Below are 15,987 nucleotides of genomic sequence, written 5' to 3'. Positions count from 1 at the left end.
CTACCTAGCCAGAATGCATATGTATAAAACTGTGTACTATCACAAAACAGTTGTTGGATATGAAACACTGCTTAGAAGAATATATGAGATTATCTACAATAATTATAGTGACACTCTTCTTCCAAAAAATGCAAATGATTTAAAAAGACTCATAGAAAATAATGACATAGCATTGTGGCATGATGACTGGTTGATGGGGGTTTTAATAAAATTGTATAAAGATTCTTTAGTGCCTCGAGAAATCAGAGACCTTATTGGAGCCTTCTTGTTTAGGCGAGGATATAAGATTGTGTTAGAAAAATCGAAGTTTAGTAATGATGTACTTGATCTGGAAAATGATGAGGATGTTAAAGAGCTTAAAAGTATTATAAATGAGTTAGGCAAATACGTTAAACCATATGAAATAGCCATGTTTATTGATGATATTAGAATTGTTGAAGAAGATCCCCATGTTGCTCCAAGGATTATACAAGGCAATAAACAATCTGTGGCGATATCCTATATAGAGAATAGCATAATTCCAAAGCTTCCAAAGAAATACCATGTCAAGCGCTTATATGCTCTATCTAGTAGCTGGGATATAGTAGCAAAAATAATGAGGGATAAGATTATATAATGCTTCGGCTTATTGGCTTAGGCCTATCAATCGATTTCATACCACTAGGCAACTTAAAGAAACTATTGATGTGTGATAAAATAATTGTGGATTCTTATACAAGTGTATGGTTTCCACACATAGGAATTTTAATAAAGCTTTTATTAGATATGAAAAAAGAGGTTGTTGTTGCCAAGAGAGATATGTTAGAAGGTAAGGCTATAGATTCTATTTTAGGAGAGTCTTCAAGAAGAGATGTATGTATAGCTGTAATTGGAGATCCATTAATTGCAACAACTCATCATACTATAGTTGTTGAGGCACTTAAAAAAGGTGTTGAAATTGACGTATCCCCCGCAACATCAATATTCAACACAGCGATTTCAATATCATGTTTACAAGCATATAGATTTGGAAAAATAGCTACTATTGTGAGTAGCAAAAATGGTATAGTATATGAGTATCCACTTATTGTTTTAAAGAATAATCGCAGTCAAAACCTGCATACACTATTCTTATTAGAAGTTGATGTGGAGCAGGGATATTATATGAAGCCCAATGAGGCGGTAAAAACGCTTATAGATATTCAGAAGAGGCAAGGGGAAGATATTTTATCAAATAATGATATTGTAATAGTAATAGCGGATGCGCTAAGCAACAGACAAAGAATAGTAGTGCTAAAAATGGAGGAGGTTATCAAGAAAGAGTTCACTGAAAATACATTATACACACTTATAATACCTGCGAAAAGTCTTCACCCAATTGAAGAAGAGTGTTTAAAAATGCTAAGCAATAAAGAGTTATATAAGCCAGCATTAAACGAAAAAGATCTAAACAATATAACCAAATCACTATTTAAAGAAGCTAATTGTAATTAGTATTAAGATGCATTAACATACACATTGCGATAGTGATGACTTCACTCCATACTGAGTCATGATGATGTCGGCCTGATCTGAATAAAACTGGCTCAAGTCTTATTATATTCCTTTGAATACGTCTAGAGAGTATCATCTATCTCTAGAATCTTACTAGACGATATTTTCGATACACTCATTTAACTAGCAATAAACTCTAAATAAAAAGTTGAATCAGTTTGAAAGAAGCATCAGTCCACACATAATCGATAAATAATTTGAAGGATCAACAATCTCTCATAAGTCACTATGCTATGCAAGCCAATAACTTTTATTTTATTACAATGAGATGTTTATACTCAAAAACATTTAAATACCATAACCAATATCAGTTTAAGGTGAAGCCGCGGTAGCTCAGCTCGGTAGAGCGCCGCCCTGGTAAGGCGGAGGTCCCGGGTTCAAATCCCGGCCGCGGCTTCAAATAACATTAGGTTGGAAAGCTTCTATCTCATTCTAGAAAGACTGTAAACAATGAATTGTTATCTCTAAATAATTACTACGTTGTGTGTTATATTGTTTGAATGGCTCGTTTAAATGTATTTTCATGTAACAGAGTTTTGTGTTTGACCTTAAGATTTTTCAAGGTATTTAGAATATTTTGATTCTATAGTTTTCATGAAATATTGTTGCAAGAAGTTGCTCTAATTCTTTAACCTCCAAAGGTAAAAATCTTGCGTCGTATCTCGATATTCTAATGATATGCTGGACATCTCCATCAGGTGTCCAGACACTGTTAACCCCATGCATTCTTGCTGGTGCTATTATTTGAGCTATTAGGGTTTTTGGATCAGCCTTTCTTATTACTCGTACTTTCATCCCAATTTTTTCACTTAGTGTTTTTCCAAGCTTTACCAACATTGATTGTGGTATTAAATCATCTGCTTCCAATATTGTTATTATCATGGAATTCGTCTCATAACTCTTTACGTATGTAGTGTCTTTGAGGAATTTATAGTTTGGATCCCGTTCTTCTAGCTCAAGCAAATGCTTCATTATCTCTACTTCTCTTTGAGTATAGGTACCGCTGTCTACCAGTCTTCTACATCTAGGGCATAAAACACCACTTTTAACGCATATTGTGTCGAGGGGTATTCTCATCGTTTTACTCACTCAATTAAAATGCTGTAAATGTTTGGTGTTTACTCCTATGTAATGTGCTGGACGTTTAGCTTATAAATTTAAAACATTTTAGAGCTTATATGAAATATCCCTAGACAATTGTAAGAGAGTGTATATAAAATGCCTGTTACAGATCCAGAGCTGATGAAGATTGTTGAAGCAAGGATTTTAAACAAGAAGGTATGTCGAAAGTGCGGTGCTTTGAACCCGCCAACAGCAACTAGATGCAGAAGATGTAGAAGCACTAACCTTAGATTTAAGAGGAAGCAGGTCGCTATGAAGAAGTAGCTTTGGGGATGGCTTACGCAATATACACTAAAGCATATTGCAAAGGCTGTTAAGGAGCTAGCCAAGGAGGGTATAGAAGGGATTATAATTGGAGATACATGTTTAAACATCGAGCTTGGAAACAAATCATTTGAGGGAGACATAGACTTATTCGTAACTTCTATGAGCCCATTAGTAGAAGCAGATAAAATATATGACATAGCTAAAAATAGGGGTTGGAGCACAGGCGTTACAATACTTGGAACACCATCAATAGCTATGCCTGTAAATGATGAAGAAGTGGTTATCGAGCTTTTTGAAAATGTTATGGATTTTTATATACCACAAGAATTGATAGAGCTGTGTCGGCAAGAATATGAGATAGGTGGCGAAAGAGTTTCATGCTTATCAAAAGAGTGTTGGATTGTGCTGAAAGCAAGAAGAGGCTCGAATCAAGATCTTGCTAAGCTATCTCTAGTAGTTGATCTTATCAAAAGAAATGAGATAAAGATCGATAAAAATAAAATGAAGAATGCCATTGAGGTTTTTGAAGATGAAGCGCAACACATATATGAAAGGCTAAGAAATCTAGGCTTCAACATTTAATAGCATATTAACACCAATTTATCAAATATAATGTGTAGTAGGGATTGCTGGGTTATATCGGAATAATGGAGAATCTCATTATGATTTGGCGTTAAATGTTAGGTTACTTGAATTTATACTATCAATTTTTAAGCCTTTAAAAGATTTTGTATAAACGATATAGAGTAATTGCCATGGAATTGCATGTGGTTTACGAAACATGGTCAAAATAGCCTTTGAGGATGTGTATATTCCTGATGTATCAGTTGTTATTGCGAGGAGTTTGTCTAAAATAGTGAAGAGAGGTTTAGTCAAAGGAAGGATTGTTATACCCAAAGAGCTTATAGCATATTTTGAGGCTATGGCCAGAGACGGTAGTGCTATTGGATATATTGGCTTGCAGGAGTTGGCGGAGGTGAGGAATTATGATATGGAGGAGATAGGTATAGTTGTAGAGGTTGTTGAGGGAGGGTTTAGAGAGATAAAGGAACTTAGTATAGATATTGTAAATGGTATTGTAAGGGATTTGGCGAAAAAGCTAGGCGGCAAAGTTATTACCAAGGACTCTTTGCAACAACTGGTTTGTAAAGCGATGGGTATAGATGTGCTGTTTGTTGAAGAGAAAGATGGTGAGGAATTGTGGTTTGAAAAATATATGGATGAAGAAACATTGAGTCTGCATATAAAGGAGGGAGCACCTATCATGGCTAAGAAGGGAAGACCTGGTGACTGGAAACTTATTCCAGTTAATGATTTGTCTGTAACTAAGGCTGAGGCTGAGATGCTTATTGAGGATATAGTTAGGAGGGCTAGGAGTGGAGAGGGTATTATTGAGGCTGAGCGTCAAGGTCTAATGCTGATTCAGTTAAAGGATTATAGAATAGTGATTGTAGCTCCGCCTGTATCATTGACATATGAGATCACAATTACTAAGCCTATTGTAAAGCTGAGGCTGGAGGACTACAACTTGCCTGAGAAGCTTGTTAAGAGGTTAAATGAAAAGGCAGAGGGGATATTAATTGCAGGAGCGCCTGGTATGGGAAAAACAACCTTTGCACAAGCCCTAGCAGAGTACTATGCTAGGATGGGAAAGATTGTGAAAACAATTGAATCTCCGAGAGACATGAGGTTACCGTCAACTGTAGCACAATATTCAAAGCATTATGCTTCTTCGAAAGATCTTCATGATATACTTTTGCTAAGCAGATCAGACTACACGGTTTTCGATGAGATGAGGGATGACGAGGACTTTGCTATATACACAGATCTGCGATTGGCGGGGATAGGTATGATAGGGGTTGTTCATGCAACATCGCCAATAGATGCTATACAGAGATTTATTAGACGTGTTGATATAGGTATGATACCAAGTATAATAGACACTGTAATATTTATAGATAGAGGCAGGGTCTCAAAGGTATACGAACTAGCACTTACAGTGAGGTTACCAACAGGCTTAAGGGAGGCAGATCTTGCAAGACCTGTTGTCGAGGTTAGAGACTTTCTAACAAATGAGCTAGAATACGAGATATATGTGTTTGGAGAGCAAACAGTTGTGGTTCCTGTCAGGAAAATACATGGCGAAATAGTTGCTGAAAGGGCTTTAAATGTTGTGAGAAGGCTTATGCCTTATGCCAATGTTGATATAAGTGGCAAGACAATTACAGTTTCTATACCTAGAACATTTTACAACTCCAACACTTTAAAAATACTGAGAAAAATAAGGAAGAAGTTAGATAAAATGGGTTTTGAAATAGACTTAAAGCTCTCATAAACAAGCGCATAGAGTTATCACCATGTCTGATGCCAGTGTAAAAAGAATTAAGAGTAGTGGAATCAGCGCAGAGCATGAACTAGTCAGGAAGTTGTGGAAAATGGGTTTCGCTGTTATTAGAGGGCCTGCTAGTGGAGCCAAAATAAAGAGGGGGATATACCCAGATCTAGTCGCATTAAAAGATTCCAAGATATTCGTTTTCGAGGTTAAAAGACGAAAGGAATTGAAAACAATTTATATAGAGGCTAAGCAAGTTCTTAAAATCATTGAATTTGCTAGAAGAGCTGGTGGAGAACCCTTACTTGCAATAAAAATAGACTCATTAAAGACATGGAAGGTCATAGAACTAAATAAAATTTTAGCAGGCGAAACTGCATCAAATAAAAATATTAGAATTGGAAAGGAGGTTATAGAAAGCGCTGAAGAACTCTTTACATACCTCTCAAGAAAGTTCTCCATAGGATTGGACAAATTCATAAACCCAAGATCTATGTCTGAGAATAGCTTATAAATCCCACGTAATATAGTGATGATGTTTCAGAAAAGGGGTCTAAATACATGGCTACAGAATGTTGCGTTACGATTGAGGTTCCACCGCCAAAGGTTAAAAGAGTATCATTGGTGGCGTTCAGAGGAATTGAACTTGGATTCAAGATTGGGAGAGGATACAGTCTAGGGGAATTAAAAGAAGCTGGATTAAATTACAAAATAGCTAGACAACTTAATATCCCCATAGATCTAAGAAGAAGAAGCGCTCATAAAGAGAATGTTGAAAATCTTAAGAGGTTTCTAGAACAAGTAAAGGAACTTGTTGATGCAAAGAAGGCTAAGCCGGCAAGAATAGTTATAGCTACAACTGCTCAACAATGATCAATTAATAAAACTGAAAAAGCCAAGAAGCGTAGCTGTTGTGGGGTATGCCATAGAGGGTCAGGGGTATTGAAGAATACTAAAAAGATTAATAAAATAAAGGCAATTAGGTGGGTAAAAGGAGGAGAATTGAAATTATAAAGGGACATCACTAAGTAATTTGATGGTCTTTCACAAATGTTCTTAAGGCTTTTCTCCATATAACCCTTATAGTCATTCTCTTGCTGATGTTATTAGACACTAACAACCTTATTTTTCTTTCTTCATCTGGCTCCATAGATCCTATAATGAATTTTTCTGTGGGTATCCCACCTTTTAATATGATCAGTTCAGTGTGGTCGGTTTTTGAGAACCCTATGTTTTTTATTATTAAATCTACGTTATTTTTATCTAATCTTTGATGTTTTATGTCTAAATCTGGATAAATTATTGAGGAATGTGTTATGCATCTAAACAAATGTCTTGCTGATGTATCATCACATTTTAGCACGACTTTATCAGATGTTCTATATCTATTTAGATTAGCTTCAATTAGATTGAATCCCTCTCTTAATGTAAATGTACTACTGTTATTGTGATCGTTGTTAGCATCTATACGCAGTACTGATCGTTTTTGAGCTATGATACCTATATACATAGTTGATTCTCTATAGTTTTTATTGTTAATAGTGGGTAATACAATTTCATAGTTATTTAATTGAACAACTTCACTTATGCACAAGACATAGACCTCATCATCGTCATATTGATGAAGTGTTATAAGCGATGCAGCATCTATTTTTATTTTATCTTTACCCTCATAGCTTATCTTCAATGTTAGATCCGTTGATGTTAGTATTTTTGAGACTTCATATGCAAATATTGCTTGGTAAGTTCTTTCATCTATTTTTGCATCTATATGTGGCCTAAATTCTCGTGTAAGCGCAATGTTATTCAACGTTACTTTCCATTTTATAATATCATTAACTTTGTCATTGCTTGAAACAGCTATAATTAGATATCCCTTTAATGGTTTGTATTGAGGAAATGTGACCTTGGAAACAACTTGTGTTTCACTTCCTTGGAATGAATAGTCCTCAATCAAATTAGTTATGGCAAAGGTTGCTTTTGGCATCTCTTCCTCTATTTTAATCCTCATAATACACAACCGCTACTATATAGTATTTGAAGATAACATTTTAAATGTTTTAATTCATAATGTCATATCTCTTAATATAGCCCTTAAACTGTTTTGACCAAGGCGCTGTATCTTGCATCACTACATTTCTTCATTTATTTGATACAATGCTATTTATCAATTCACAGAATTTGCATATATTCCTGCTTGGTGATGTCGGTTCTCCGCATTGGGAACATAGGGGTAAATTCACAGCTTTTTCATTGCTTGATTTAACCAAAGGTTCTAAAACACTGTCTATATATCTCAAAAATCTAATTTGAATATCGGGATAGCTTCTTTCCAATTCTTTAACCATTTCCCGAACCCTTGATCTTAGTGTAGGTCTCTGCAAAATGTATGGACATTCCACCTCCTGAAATCTAAAATTCTCTATGTATGCTAGGAATGATGTCTCATATTCATATATTGTTCGAAGTGGTTTAACTCTTTTCACAAGTAATTTACTGTGGGTCACACTTAGAGGGTGTAGCTGTACGAGTCTCATTATATCACCCCTCAATATGTTTATCAAATAAGTCTGAACTTCATCATCTAGGTTATGTCCAGTAGCAACTTTATCTGCACCTAGCATTCTGGCATAGGCATTTAAAATTCTTCTCCTTGCAATACCACAATATGTACAAGCACTTATTTTGGGTTTATCATACCTTTCTAATTGTAGAGAATTGAAATCGTCTACACTATAACCAAGTTCTTTTCTAATACTAGTAATTAAACAATCAACACCAATTTCATTACATATTTTTTTCAAGAAACTAAATACATCAGCTCTGTTATACCCGCGGATGCCTTCTTCAATCATTAAGCCAACAATTTTCGAAGTACTATGGATTTCAGCTAATATCCTTAGCAATACATAACTATCTTTTCCTCCTGAGATCCCTATTAATACAGTATCTTCAGGTAATATCATTTGATATCTGCCTATCTGTTCTAGGACCCTCTGTTTGACATCCTCAATAAAACAGTTTTTGCATAATCTTAATCCTGTGTGTATCTGATAGAATACAGCGTTGTTCTTTTTGCATTTAGAGCAAAGAACATTTATTAATGCGCTTCACCTACCGTACGAAAAGTTGTTTAGTACTGTGAAAAGCTTATATATACTTATGGACTTGTGAATATCTAGGATCAATCCTATTATTGAATTGTATATAATGACTAGGTAATAGATCTAGAATTTCAATCCTTAGTCATTATAACTTCATCAACATTACTTACCATAGTATTCATACTCTCTAACACATTCCTTATCTTCTCAAAATCTAGGTCAATTCCCTCAATAGATATTGTCAGATGAATAGACTCGGAATCCACATCATTGATCTTTATATCAACACTCTTAACACCATTAAGCTTCAATACTTGATTAGCTACTTCAATAATTGTTGTTCCATCAAGTATCTTAAAAGCCTGCATCACAATTTTTACTAAACCCATTTAATGATACCACCTAAAGTAAAAAATTTAAAGACTTTTTAATTGCTGATGAAATTTAGATGATGAGTTATCCCCGTATTGATGAACACAATGATATGAACTTACCCAACTGATTCTGACTTTATATGAGTACATACAACCCTTTCTAATTATTTCTTTTTAATGTATCTTCTGGTTCTAATATCGTCCTCGGAAAATTGCTGTAATTAAGTAGCATGTAGCTTGAGAACTTAGGAATGTCAAAAATAAAGTAATACAACTTTATGATCAGGATAATTACATTAGTGCTTATGTGAACACATAAGAACCTATATTGTCTATGTTTTTTTGCCTGCGATAGAAAAAATTGTATGAGTGCTACAAATGAGTGTGGATGCTCTTAGAATTGCTATTCTAGATGCTTATCATCGCTATGGTCAGAGATTCCTATTGGTTATGAAAGCGGCGATAGCCGTTGCAAGAGAAAATAAGTTGCGTGGCAGTAATATGTTTGGGGATTTTGACTATAAAAGTGTCGTAGAGAAGCTTAACACTATGGGGTTTTCTTATAATCCATCACTTCTTTTAAAGACACTAGAGAGAGACTATAAAATTATCGAAACATCATATAAAACATCGAACCAGCATTGGTATAAATTCAAATACAATGCTGAGATCATAGAATCTATATTAAATGGCATTTCCAAAGGGTCTGAAGAGCTAGACGACCCAGATATAGCTTTAGTAAGAATACAGTTACGAAGTTTGAGACCTAGGTATTGGCTAAATAAATTAAAGACTATGAGTGTCAAAGAGAAATTAACAAAAACTGACATAAAATTGTTTCAGCAGTTTTCATTTAATGTACTACCAAAACTTGTAAAGGTTCTTAAACATGCCGAAGAATATGAAGATGAGCTATTTGCAGAGATCAACATGTTGAAAGAAGTTATCCAGCTTGCACAATTGATTGCAGAAAAAATTGACTATATCGAATTAAGTGATAAAATTGCTATTGATTCTCAAGTTGTTCAACGCATGTAGTAACACAATACCTTTCGACTTCTTCACATAGATCTTCACAGAAATCATCCTCACATTCATCACATTTAACAACTTCTTCACATAAATCATTACATTTTCTAATAGTATCTATCTTCACTTTAGGCACCAGCTTTTCTATCATAGTAAAGCAGTTTGTTTAAAAACTATTGTAGGGATATCATAGTCCATCCACTCAGCAAGTCTTCCAAACAGCCTAACATCATATGATGAAAACATTTCTTTTAGAATCTCTATGCTTTTTCTATTAATCTTATTAAGAATACCGTAATGAAGGTCGATATTTTGACGTTCCAAAACCCTAGCGAAGTCTCGGAGAAGCCCATGTTTTTTAAGCTCAGAATCTATCTTCTCCCCTATTCCTGGTAATAGAGGGTAGCTCTGTGAATAGCTTGTAATAGCGTAAAGCAAATAACTATCTTCATTTAATGGTATTTTAATAACTGTATGGAATCGCGAGGCTTTCGTCGAATGTATGTATACATTCACCTTCTTTTCTCTATCATCATATCTTTCTACATGCTCTTTGATAACATAGGCACGAATAAATAGAGACGTGTACTTCAAAGCTTTTGTAGCATCATCTAAAGCTAAGTACAACTCCTTTTTCTTGGTTAAAATGAAATCTCTTAGCATGTCCAAAGGCCATGTATATACAATATTTTTATATTTCACAACAAGACCAATTGAGAGTGTGATTATCTTTGAGTCAAGATATATCTTTCTTATGTTACTTATGACTCTTTTAATTATATTATGAGATAATCCCAAATTCTTCATCACACAATCGATAATATTTTTCGTAAAACAGGCTTTCTTCATGTTGAATAGCTCGTAAAACCACAAGCGTTGGGCCTCGAAGCTCTCAAAACCAAGCATTTTATTAACTATATCCCCCATTTTTATTATATTTAATTGTATAGGATAGCAAGAAAATTCACATCCAATAAATAAATTCTTGAGCTCATAATCTAATAACGTAGGGATCTTCGGAAATTTATATAAGGTGCCAACAGAAGCGAGGCTCCCTCCAAGAGCACCTGGATCAATCATTATAGCGTTGTATCCAAGGTCGTAAGCATCTTTGTACGCCTTCAATGCTGCAATACCAGAGCCTATTATCGCAACATCTGTTTCTATCATTAAATTGCAACCTACATGTTACTGTAACTTCCTCAAGAACCTTATTATTGGATTCTGGTTATAATTTCTTTTTATTTTGCAAAAAGGTTCATTTGCGTAGAAGATGCTATATTTTCTATTTATCAAAATAATTTAGCTTAACCTCTTCTATTCGCTTAGACTTGAGAGTGATTCGTAATAAAACTTTGGAAAATACATTAATCTATTAGGGCCGCATTAATGAAATCTTCTCTGAGTATGGCTGTTGGTAACAAAGTTTCAAAGTTTGCACGATGATTAGATGTAGCAAGCTTGATTACTTCTTGTATGATTTCATTGATGGATGGAAGATAACCAGAGAATACCTTTTTATTTCCGATGAAGATTATAGGGAGGGAGTTTATAGAAGCCTTTAGTGGATCCAACCATAGATTAATAGGATTCAGAACCAACCTTATTTTGTATCTATGGTACAGGATTTTACTAGCCTTTTTAAGATTATCCAATGCTTGATTGCTAGTATCGTCAAGACCCATTAATATTGTAGCCTCTAAAACCATGTTATTCATAGCTATTACACTATCGCATTTTTCTCACTCTAATCATTGAGCTACGAGAGCTACAGAAAAGCTGTGATACAAATAAAACAAAGGAATACACATACACCCCTAAAATACTTAACTTGCAAAGAGCTGAACTTCAATCAGTCCGGTAAACATTAATATATTTAATATTTATTATAGTTATTTAATACCTAACGATGATATATGGAAAATGTCTAAAACTTTAATCATCTGGTTGTGGAGCTATGTGGTTCATATATAGGAAAAGTCCATTAGGTATTGTAGCCAAGGAGAGCATGAAGGTTATTCTAGGGGTTTACTCTAGCATAGACAAGGCTAGAGAAGTTGCAGATAGTCTGGGCAATTTTTTGCAACCAAATCTAAGTATTGTTGAGCTGAAAATGGAGAATATTAACAGACTTGCGTCATTGGATCCAGATATGGTGGATGTGATTAAGCAACAAAAATGCTTGGAAAGAGAGTGTTACATCTTGATAGGAACATGGTCCACCGAGTAGAGAGTTTTAGGAGATGCGTTTATAAGTCTTGTTAGACATAGTCATTTATGAGGTGTTTGTTGTGCCCGGATCTGATGAGCCTAGAAGGAGAAGAAGGGGGATCTTTGATTTATTTGACGAGCTTTTTAGCGAGCTAGAAGAGGAATTAGAGGAATTGGAAAGAGCATTTAGAATAGGCTTCACACCTCTAGAGAGAGAGGAGTTTGGTAAGCCAATAATATATGGTTTCAGAATTGAGGTCGGACCTGATGGCATTCCTAAGATCTATGAGTTTGGCAATGTTAAAAGAAGTGGAAGAGGTAGGCCAAGGGTTATTGTCAGTGAAGAGCTAGAGCCACTAGTTGACATATATGAGGAGGATGACAAGATCAGAATAGTTCTAGAGATGCCTGGTGTTGATGAGAACAAGATTAAGGTTGAAGCGTTGGACGAGCGCCATATAGTTGTTGAAGGCTCTAACCATGAAAGAAGGTATAAGAAGGAAATAGAGCTGCCAGTAGAGGTGGATGTTGATTCCGCAGAGGCTGTCTACAAGAATGGTGTTCTAGAAATACGATTGAAGAAGAAGAAAGAGAGTAAGAAAGGTAAGCTTATCAAGGTTGTAAAAGAGTAAAGAGATTTAGCATTTACTATAGTTTTTTCTATAACTACTTACTATACCAACACTATAGTCACTTTTTATAATGATCTTTATATTCTTATCAATGTTTCCGTTAAGCAAGGATTTTAGTGATGATAATGTCTCAACGAGTTTACTATTACCTTCAATGTTTTGTATACTTTCCATCCACTCCACAATATACGATATTATCGCATCCACGGTTACTATGCTTCCCAAACGCAATTGAGACAAATCAACTTTTACATTAACATCAGGAATTTCTATCATAATGTTATCAGATATATATACAGTTGTTCTTAGATCCTGTGGATCTGATATTTCAATTGCAATACATTTATCAGAAAAAGACATTGTTATAGGTAATACGGTTGAATATCTAAATCCACATTTGTCACATTTCATTGTCACAATAGCAAGCGTTTCATTGTAAGGAGCATTATACAAATGTAAATAGATCACTGCTGTAGAGTTGCATACAGGACACTTCTCAGAGCCTAGCAAAAAAGATTTAATTGTACTGGTATTGTTTTCCGAAGCCATGAAAATTTCAGCCCGTATTCCATATAAGGGCTTCAGCTGGTTTTAAATTGTGGTCATATAATGGGAAAGTAAAAGTATCTGTGAAACTATGATTAAAAATATCATTGGCACCCATCTTGTATTTGTTCATTATTTTTGCAGCACACTCTTTCTCAGATTTTTCATAATTTCTTCAGAGCTCGCCATAATGGTATGGAGAGATCGAAGTTATTTTAAGCATTATATGGGTTCACAATGGTTGAATGCTTCAACAGTGATTTGAATTATTGGCAATTTTAGTTAAATTTTTATAGGCTTCTAGTAGCCTTAGAGTTTTGATGCTTGGTTTGATGGTTGTTGCCTTATGAGAGTAAATATAATGGTTGTACTCTATAAATTTTGGAACCGCTATTCAAAAATTGTTACCGCCATTGCCATAGTAATCATAGCCTTTTTTGCATTTTGGCTCCGAATGCAACAATATTTCAATGTCATAGGTTCTGGTATAGCCTCTGTTTATCCAGAGGCCAAACTGGATGAACTAGACACGTTCTTTAATTACTGGGTGGTGTCTTATCTTGATAAACATGGGCTATTATCATGGCCAAGCCTTACAAACAGCAATCCAGTTACATGCATATTTTGGTACCCATCTTGCAGAAACCTATTTGCATCTGATTTGCAGGGCCATATAATAACTATTTACGTGCTTTACGAGACTTTCAAATCTTTTGGTATTTCATTGTATGACTTAATGGCTGTTCTAACGCCAATTATGGGGGCTCTCGCATCCATTTTTATTGCATTATCTGTTAATGAAGCAACAGGTAGTAAGATTGGCTCTATCGTAGCTGCACTGATCTATGCAATGTTCTTTGTGAGTAGGGAGGTGGCGGGTTTCACGGTTAAATATTCGTTTGGTTTATTCACAGCTCCCCTGGCAATATGGTTGCATTTGAGGGCTTTGAAGACATCGAAACTATTGGATTTTGCCCTTGCTGGTGTGGCACTAGCATATGCAGCAAGTGTGTGGACTGGAGTAGGTCTTACAGCAATCCCTGTATATGCTTCAATGATTCTATTACCATTTGTCAAAGACCTCTCCTCAAAGATCACATTCAAGCAATATGCAATAGGTTTTGCTGTGGAGTCGACAATACCATTTATTGCAATGTATCTAATGCCATCCTATCATGGTGGAAGGTTTATACTTGCACTAGCCTATTACATAGCCTTAGCAATCTTTGTCTTCGCCTGGGTTCTACACATAATATTTAAGAGAAGGAAGGCTGTGAAGATCTATGCAATAATCTTTGCAGTTGCAATAATTTCGGCAATAACCCTTATAGTATTATTTGATGTTGTTCCTGGTCTGTTTGATCAGTTTACAAAGATTTTGCCAATTGCTGGGAAGATTGCACTTGGATTAGGAATTAGACCCCCAGGTGTGGCAATGACTGTTGCAGAGTACCAGCCACTATATGAAATGGGATCCCTACCTCAATATATGATTCTAACACTATTATTGGTACTATTCATACTCTTACCTATATCTATCTATAACATTGCTAAATCAAAAACCATATATATATTGGTCATGCTGATATGGGGTGTACTATCTTGGTATGCAACATACAACCTTAGCTATTTCGTTGATTACATGAAGGTTGTGGCAGCTACGTGTGTAGGGCTATCAGTTGGTGCCATGCTTCAGTATCTAAAGCCTGAGATTAGAGTTGTTGGTCGTTTAACAAAAATTAGGATAACATTTACACAAGTAGTTGGAATTATACTTGCCATTATAGTGGTTCTAGCATCGATACCTGTAGCTTATGCAGATAGCAAACTTTATTATTCCTCCTATACAATGATCTCAAGAGCTGAAGGCTTTATATTACCCACGACCGTATGGCTAGATACACTAAAGTTTATAAGGGTCAATACATCGCCCAATGCATTAATATTGAGTTGGTGGGACTATGGATACTGGATATCAGTCATAGGTAACAGGTCTACTGTAGCTGATGGAGCAACCATAAACTCGACTAGAATCCATGTCTTAGCAGAATTCTTTGCAATGCCGTATGACAAAGCCTTGCAGTATCTAAACCAGTTTGGTGTATGTAGAAAAAGCGATGTTTATGTGTTGATCTTTAGCCCTCTCGACATATACGTTAATTACACTTCAAAGAGGGTCTACATAGGCTTGAATTCTCCACCACAGTTTGGCTTCGGTGACATGGCGAAATTCATTAGCGCAATAATATATCTAGCAACATATAAATCACCTATGAGTATGCCCCTTAGTATAATTGCAAGTTATCCTGCTTCAGCATCGTCGGTCGGAGGGTATAATGAGCTAGCATCAAATGAGTGGATTGTTGCAAAGAGGATAAATGTTAATGGAAATGAATATACCATAGAATATGGACTCAACTGGAATTCAACAACTGTTCTCAACGCTACAATGCCGAGACTTTATGCGTGGGCTGCTCTCCAAGTATTTTCAAAGCTGTATCCATCATATAGCATAGAGATTGTTCCATGGGTTCTTGGAAACGAGTTGGTGGGAACAAGTTTTGTACCTGTTATAGACCCAGCTATAGAGTCAAGGTATTTTGATTCATATGGACTCTATGCAACAATCGAAAAGGTGAATCAGTCATTGTATAGCATAGCTTATACAGGCATTTCACAGCCTATTAAATTATTTGTGGCTTCAAATGGAGGTGCTGAAGCATATAGAGTAGTCTTTATAGCATTGCTTAAACTTAGTGATAATATTCACAGCAATATATGTATGCAGCATTGATAATAATCAAACGATATAACTTCATAGAAATGAGAAAAGAGCT

The 15,987-nt window shown here is 35.3% G+C and carries 18 protein-coding genes and 1 tRNA gene; 12 read left to right on the top strand and 7 right to left on the bottom strand.

The genetic code is table 11. The features are described 5' to 3' along the window. From QW284_01955 to QW284_01945, 3 genes are all read left to right on the top strand, one after another. A partial coding sequence (locus QW284_01955) for a hypothetical protein (protein ID MEM0338438.1) occupies positions 1-616 on the top strand: 616 nt, incomplete at its 5' end. After that, entirely contained in the window at positions 616-1,473 is an 858-nt protein-coding gene (dph5, locus tag QW284_01950; protein MEM0338437.1) for a diphthine synthase, read from the top strand. The genes QW284_01955 and dph5, both read left to right, overlap by 1 nt. Positions 1,474-1,855: 382 nt before the next feature. After that, a tRNA-Thr gene (locus tag QW284_01945) sits at positions 1,856-1,929 on the top strand. A gap of 171 nt (positions 1,930-2,100) precedes the next feature. On the opposite strand, the gene QW284_01940 is transcribed toward QW284_01945, so the two are convergent. Further along, positions 2,101-2,610: a transcription elongation factor gene (locus QW284_01940; GenBank protein ID MEM0338436.1), complete on the bottom strand. Its 510-nt coding sequence runs from the start codon at positions 2,608-2,610 to the stop codon at positions 2,101-2,103. Between the two features lie 141 nt (positions 2,611-2,751). Here QW284_01940 and QW284_01935 point away from each other — a divergent pair, with 141 nt between their 5' ends. The 5 genes from QW284_01935 (at position 2,752) to QW284_01915 (ending at position 6,127) form a co-directional block, all read left to right on the top strand. Beyond that, positions 2,752-2,919 (top strand): 50S ribosomal protein L40e, encoded by a 168-nt coding sequence (locus tag QW284_01935; GenBank protein ID MEM0338435.1) that lies wholly within the window; start codon positions 2,752-2,754, stop codon positions 2,917-2,919. A gap of 36 nt (positions 2,920-2,955) precedes the next feature. After that, positions 2,956-3,504, top strand: coding sequence for a nucleotidyltransferase (locus tag QW284_01930; protein MEM0338434.1), 549 nt, complete (start codon positions 2,956-2,958; stop codon positions 3,502-3,504). A 199-nt stretch (positions 3,505-3,703) separates the two neighbouring features. After that, positions 3,704-5,257: an ATPase, T2SS/T4P/T4SS family gene (locus QW284_01925; GenBank protein ID MEM0338433.1), complete on the top strand. Its 1,554-nt coding sequence runs from the start codon at positions 3,704-3,706 to the stop codon at positions 5,255-5,257. A gap of 22 nt (positions 5,258-5,279) precedes the next feature. Beyond that, a complete protein-coding gene (gene hjc, locus QW284_01920) occupies positions 5,280-5,768 on the top strand; it encodes a Holliday junction resolvase Hjc (protein ID MEM0338432.1) in 489 nt (162 codons plus the stop codon). A gap of 47 nt (positions 5,769-5,815) precedes the next feature. Further along, positions 5,816-6,127, top strand: coding sequence for a ribosomal protein L13e (locus tag QW284_01915; protein ID MEM0338431.1), 312 nt, complete (start codon positions 5,816-5,818; stop codon positions 6,125-6,127). Between the two features lie 151 nt (positions 6,128-6,278). Here QW284_01915 and QW284_01910 read toward each other — a convergent pair whose 3' ends face one another. The 3 genes from QW284_01910 to QW284_01900 form a co-directional block, all read right to left on the bottom strand. Beyond that, the gene (locus QW284_01910) at positions 6,279-7,265 is read right to left on the bottom strand and encodes a hypothetical protein (GenBank protein ID MEM0338430.1); all 987 of its coding nucleotides are present in this window, start codon (positions 7,263-7,265) and stop codon (positions 6,279-6,281) included. A gap of 130 nt (positions 7,266-7,395) precedes the next feature. Continuing rightward, positions 7,396-8,220: a TIGR00269 family protein gene (locus QW284_01905; protein ID MEM0338429.1), complete on the bottom strand. Its 825-nt coding sequence runs from the start codon at positions 8,218-8,220 to the stop codon at positions 7,396-7,398. 269 nt (positions 8,221-8,489) lie between these two features. Then, a complete protein-coding gene (locus QW284_01900) occupies positions 8,490-8,747 on the bottom strand; it encodes a DUF211 domain-containing protein (protein ID MEM0338428.1) in 258 nt (85 codons plus the stop codon). A gap of 363 nt (positions 8,748-9,110) precedes the next feature. Here QW284_01900 and QW284_01895 point away from each other — a divergent pair, with 363 nt between their 5' ends. Then, positions 9,111-9,770, top strand: a complete 660-nt coding sequence (locus QW284_01895) for a hypothetical protein (GenBank protein MEM0338427.1) — start codon at positions 9,111-9,113, stop codon at positions 9,768-9,770. 138 nt (positions 9,771-9,908) lie between these two features. On the opposite strand, the gene QW284_01890 is transcribed toward QW284_01895, so the two are convergent. Both QW284_01890 and QW284_01885 read right to left on the bottom strand, forming a co-directional pair. Then, positions 9,909-10,931: a hypothetical protein gene (locus QW284_01890; protein ID MEM0338426.1), complete on the bottom strand. Its 1,023-nt coding sequence runs from the start codon at positions 10,929-10,931 to the stop codon at positions 9,909-9,911. Positions 10,932-11,128: 197 nt separating this feature from the next. Beyond that, the gene (locus QW284_01885; GenBank protein MEM0338425.1) at positions 11,129-11,479 is read right to left on the bottom strand and encodes a hypothetical protein; all 351 of its coding nucleotides are present in this window, start codon (positions 11,477-11,479) and stop codon (positions 11,129-11,131) included. Positions 11,480-11,718: 239 nt separating this feature from the next. On the opposite strand from QW284_01885, the gene QW284_01880 reads away from it, so the two are divergent. Beyond that, entirely contained in the window at positions 11,719-11,991 is a 273-nt protein-coding gene (locus tag QW284_01880; protein ID MEM0338424.1) for a hypothetical protein, read from the top strand. A 61-nt stretch (positions 11,992-12,052) separates the two neighbouring features. Beyond that, a complete protein-coding gene (hsp20, locus tag QW284_01875; GenBank protein MEM0338423.1) occupies positions 12,053-12,604 on the top strand; it encodes an archaeal heat shock protein Hsp20 in 552 nt (183 codons plus the stop codon). Positions 12,605-12,610: 6 nt separating this feature from the next. Here the strand turns inward: hsp20 and QW284_01870 are convergent, their stop codons facing one another. Then, positions 12,611-13,153, bottom strand: coding sequence for a hypothetical protein (locus QW284_01870; protein ID MEM0338422.1), 543 nt, complete (start codon positions 13,151-13,153; stop codon positions 12,611-12,613). Positions 13,154-13,496: 343 nt separating this feature from the next. On the opposite strand from QW284_01870, the gene QW284_01865 reads away from it, so the two are divergent. Continuing rightward, entirely contained in the window at positions 13,497-15,944 is a 2,448-nt protein-coding gene (locus QW284_01865) for an STT3 domain-containing protein (protein ID MEM0338421.1), read from the top strand. Positions 15,945-15,987 lie beyond the last annotated feature (43 nt).

The sequence above is a fragment of the Ignisphaera sp. genome (assembly GCA_038735125.1).
Lineage (GTDB): Archaea > Thermoproteota > Thermoprotei_A > Sulfolobales > Ignisphaeraceae > Ignisphaera.
The sequence above is the reverse complement of the archived record's forward strand: the minus strand, read 5'-3'. Positions and strand labels throughout refer to the sequence as shown.

Excerpts from the sequence above, each read along its gene's own strand:
- QW284_01865 (MEM0338421.1), top strand. The coding sequence starts at position 13,497 with ATGAGAGTAAATATAATGGTTGTACTCTATAAATTTTGGAACCGCTAT.
- QW284_01890 (MEM0338426.1), bottom strand. The coding sequence starts at position 10,931 with ATGATAGAAACAGATGTTGCGATAATAGGCTCTGGTATTGCAGCATTG.
- QW284_01915 (MEM0338431.1), top strand. The coding sequence starts at position 5,816 with ATGGCTACAGAATGTTGCGTTACGATTGAGGTTCCACCGCCAAAGGTT.
- QW284_01940 (MEM0338436.1), bottom strand. The coding sequence starts at position 2,610 with ATGAGAATACCCCTCGACACAATATGCGTTAAAAGTGGTGTTTTATGC.
- QW284_01935 (MEM0338435.1), top strand. The coding sequence starts at position 2,752 with ATGCCTGTTACAGATCCAGAGCTGATGAAGATTGTTGAAGCAAGGATT.
- QW284_01880 (MEM0338424.1), top strand. The coding sequence starts at position 11,719 with ATGTGGTTCATATATAGGAAAAGTCCATTAGGTATTGTAGCCAAGGAG.
- QW284_01910 (MEM0338430.1), bottom strand. The coding sequence starts at position 7,265 with ATGAGGATTAAAATAGAGGAAGAGATGCCAAAAGCAACCTTTGCCATA.
- hjc (MEM0338432.1), top strand. The coding sequence starts at position 5,280 with ATGTCTGATGCCAGTGTAAAAAGAATTAAGAGTAGTGGAATCAGCGCA.
- QW284_01905 (MEM0338429.1), bottom strand. The coding sequence starts at position 8,220 with ATGATATTACCTGAAGATACTGTATTAATAGGGATCTCAGGAGGAAAA.
- QW284_01895 (MEM0338427.1), top strand. The coding sequence starts at position 9,111 with ATGAGTGTGGATGCTCTTAGAATTGCTATTCTAGATGCTTATCATCGC.
- QW284_01885 (MEM0338425.1), bottom strand. The coding sequence starts at position 11,479 with ATGAATAACATGGTTTTAGAGGCTACAATATTAATGGGTCTTGACGAT.
- QW284_01925 (MEM0338433.1), top strand. The coding sequence starts at position 3,704 with ATGGTCAAAATAGCCTTTGAGGATGTGTATATTCCTGATGTATCAGTT.
- dph5 (MEM0338437.1), top strand. The coding sequence starts at position 616 with ATGCTTCGGCTTATTGGCTTAGGCCTATCAATCGATTTCATACCACTA.
- QW284_01900 (MEM0338428.1), bottom strand. The coding sequence starts at position 8,747 with ATGGGTTTAGTAAAAATTGTGATGCAGGCTTTTAAGATACTTGATGGA.
- QW284_01870 (MEM0338422.1), bottom strand. The coding sequence starts at position 13,153 with ATGGCTTCGGAAAACAATACCAGTACAATTAAATCTTTTTTGCTAGGC.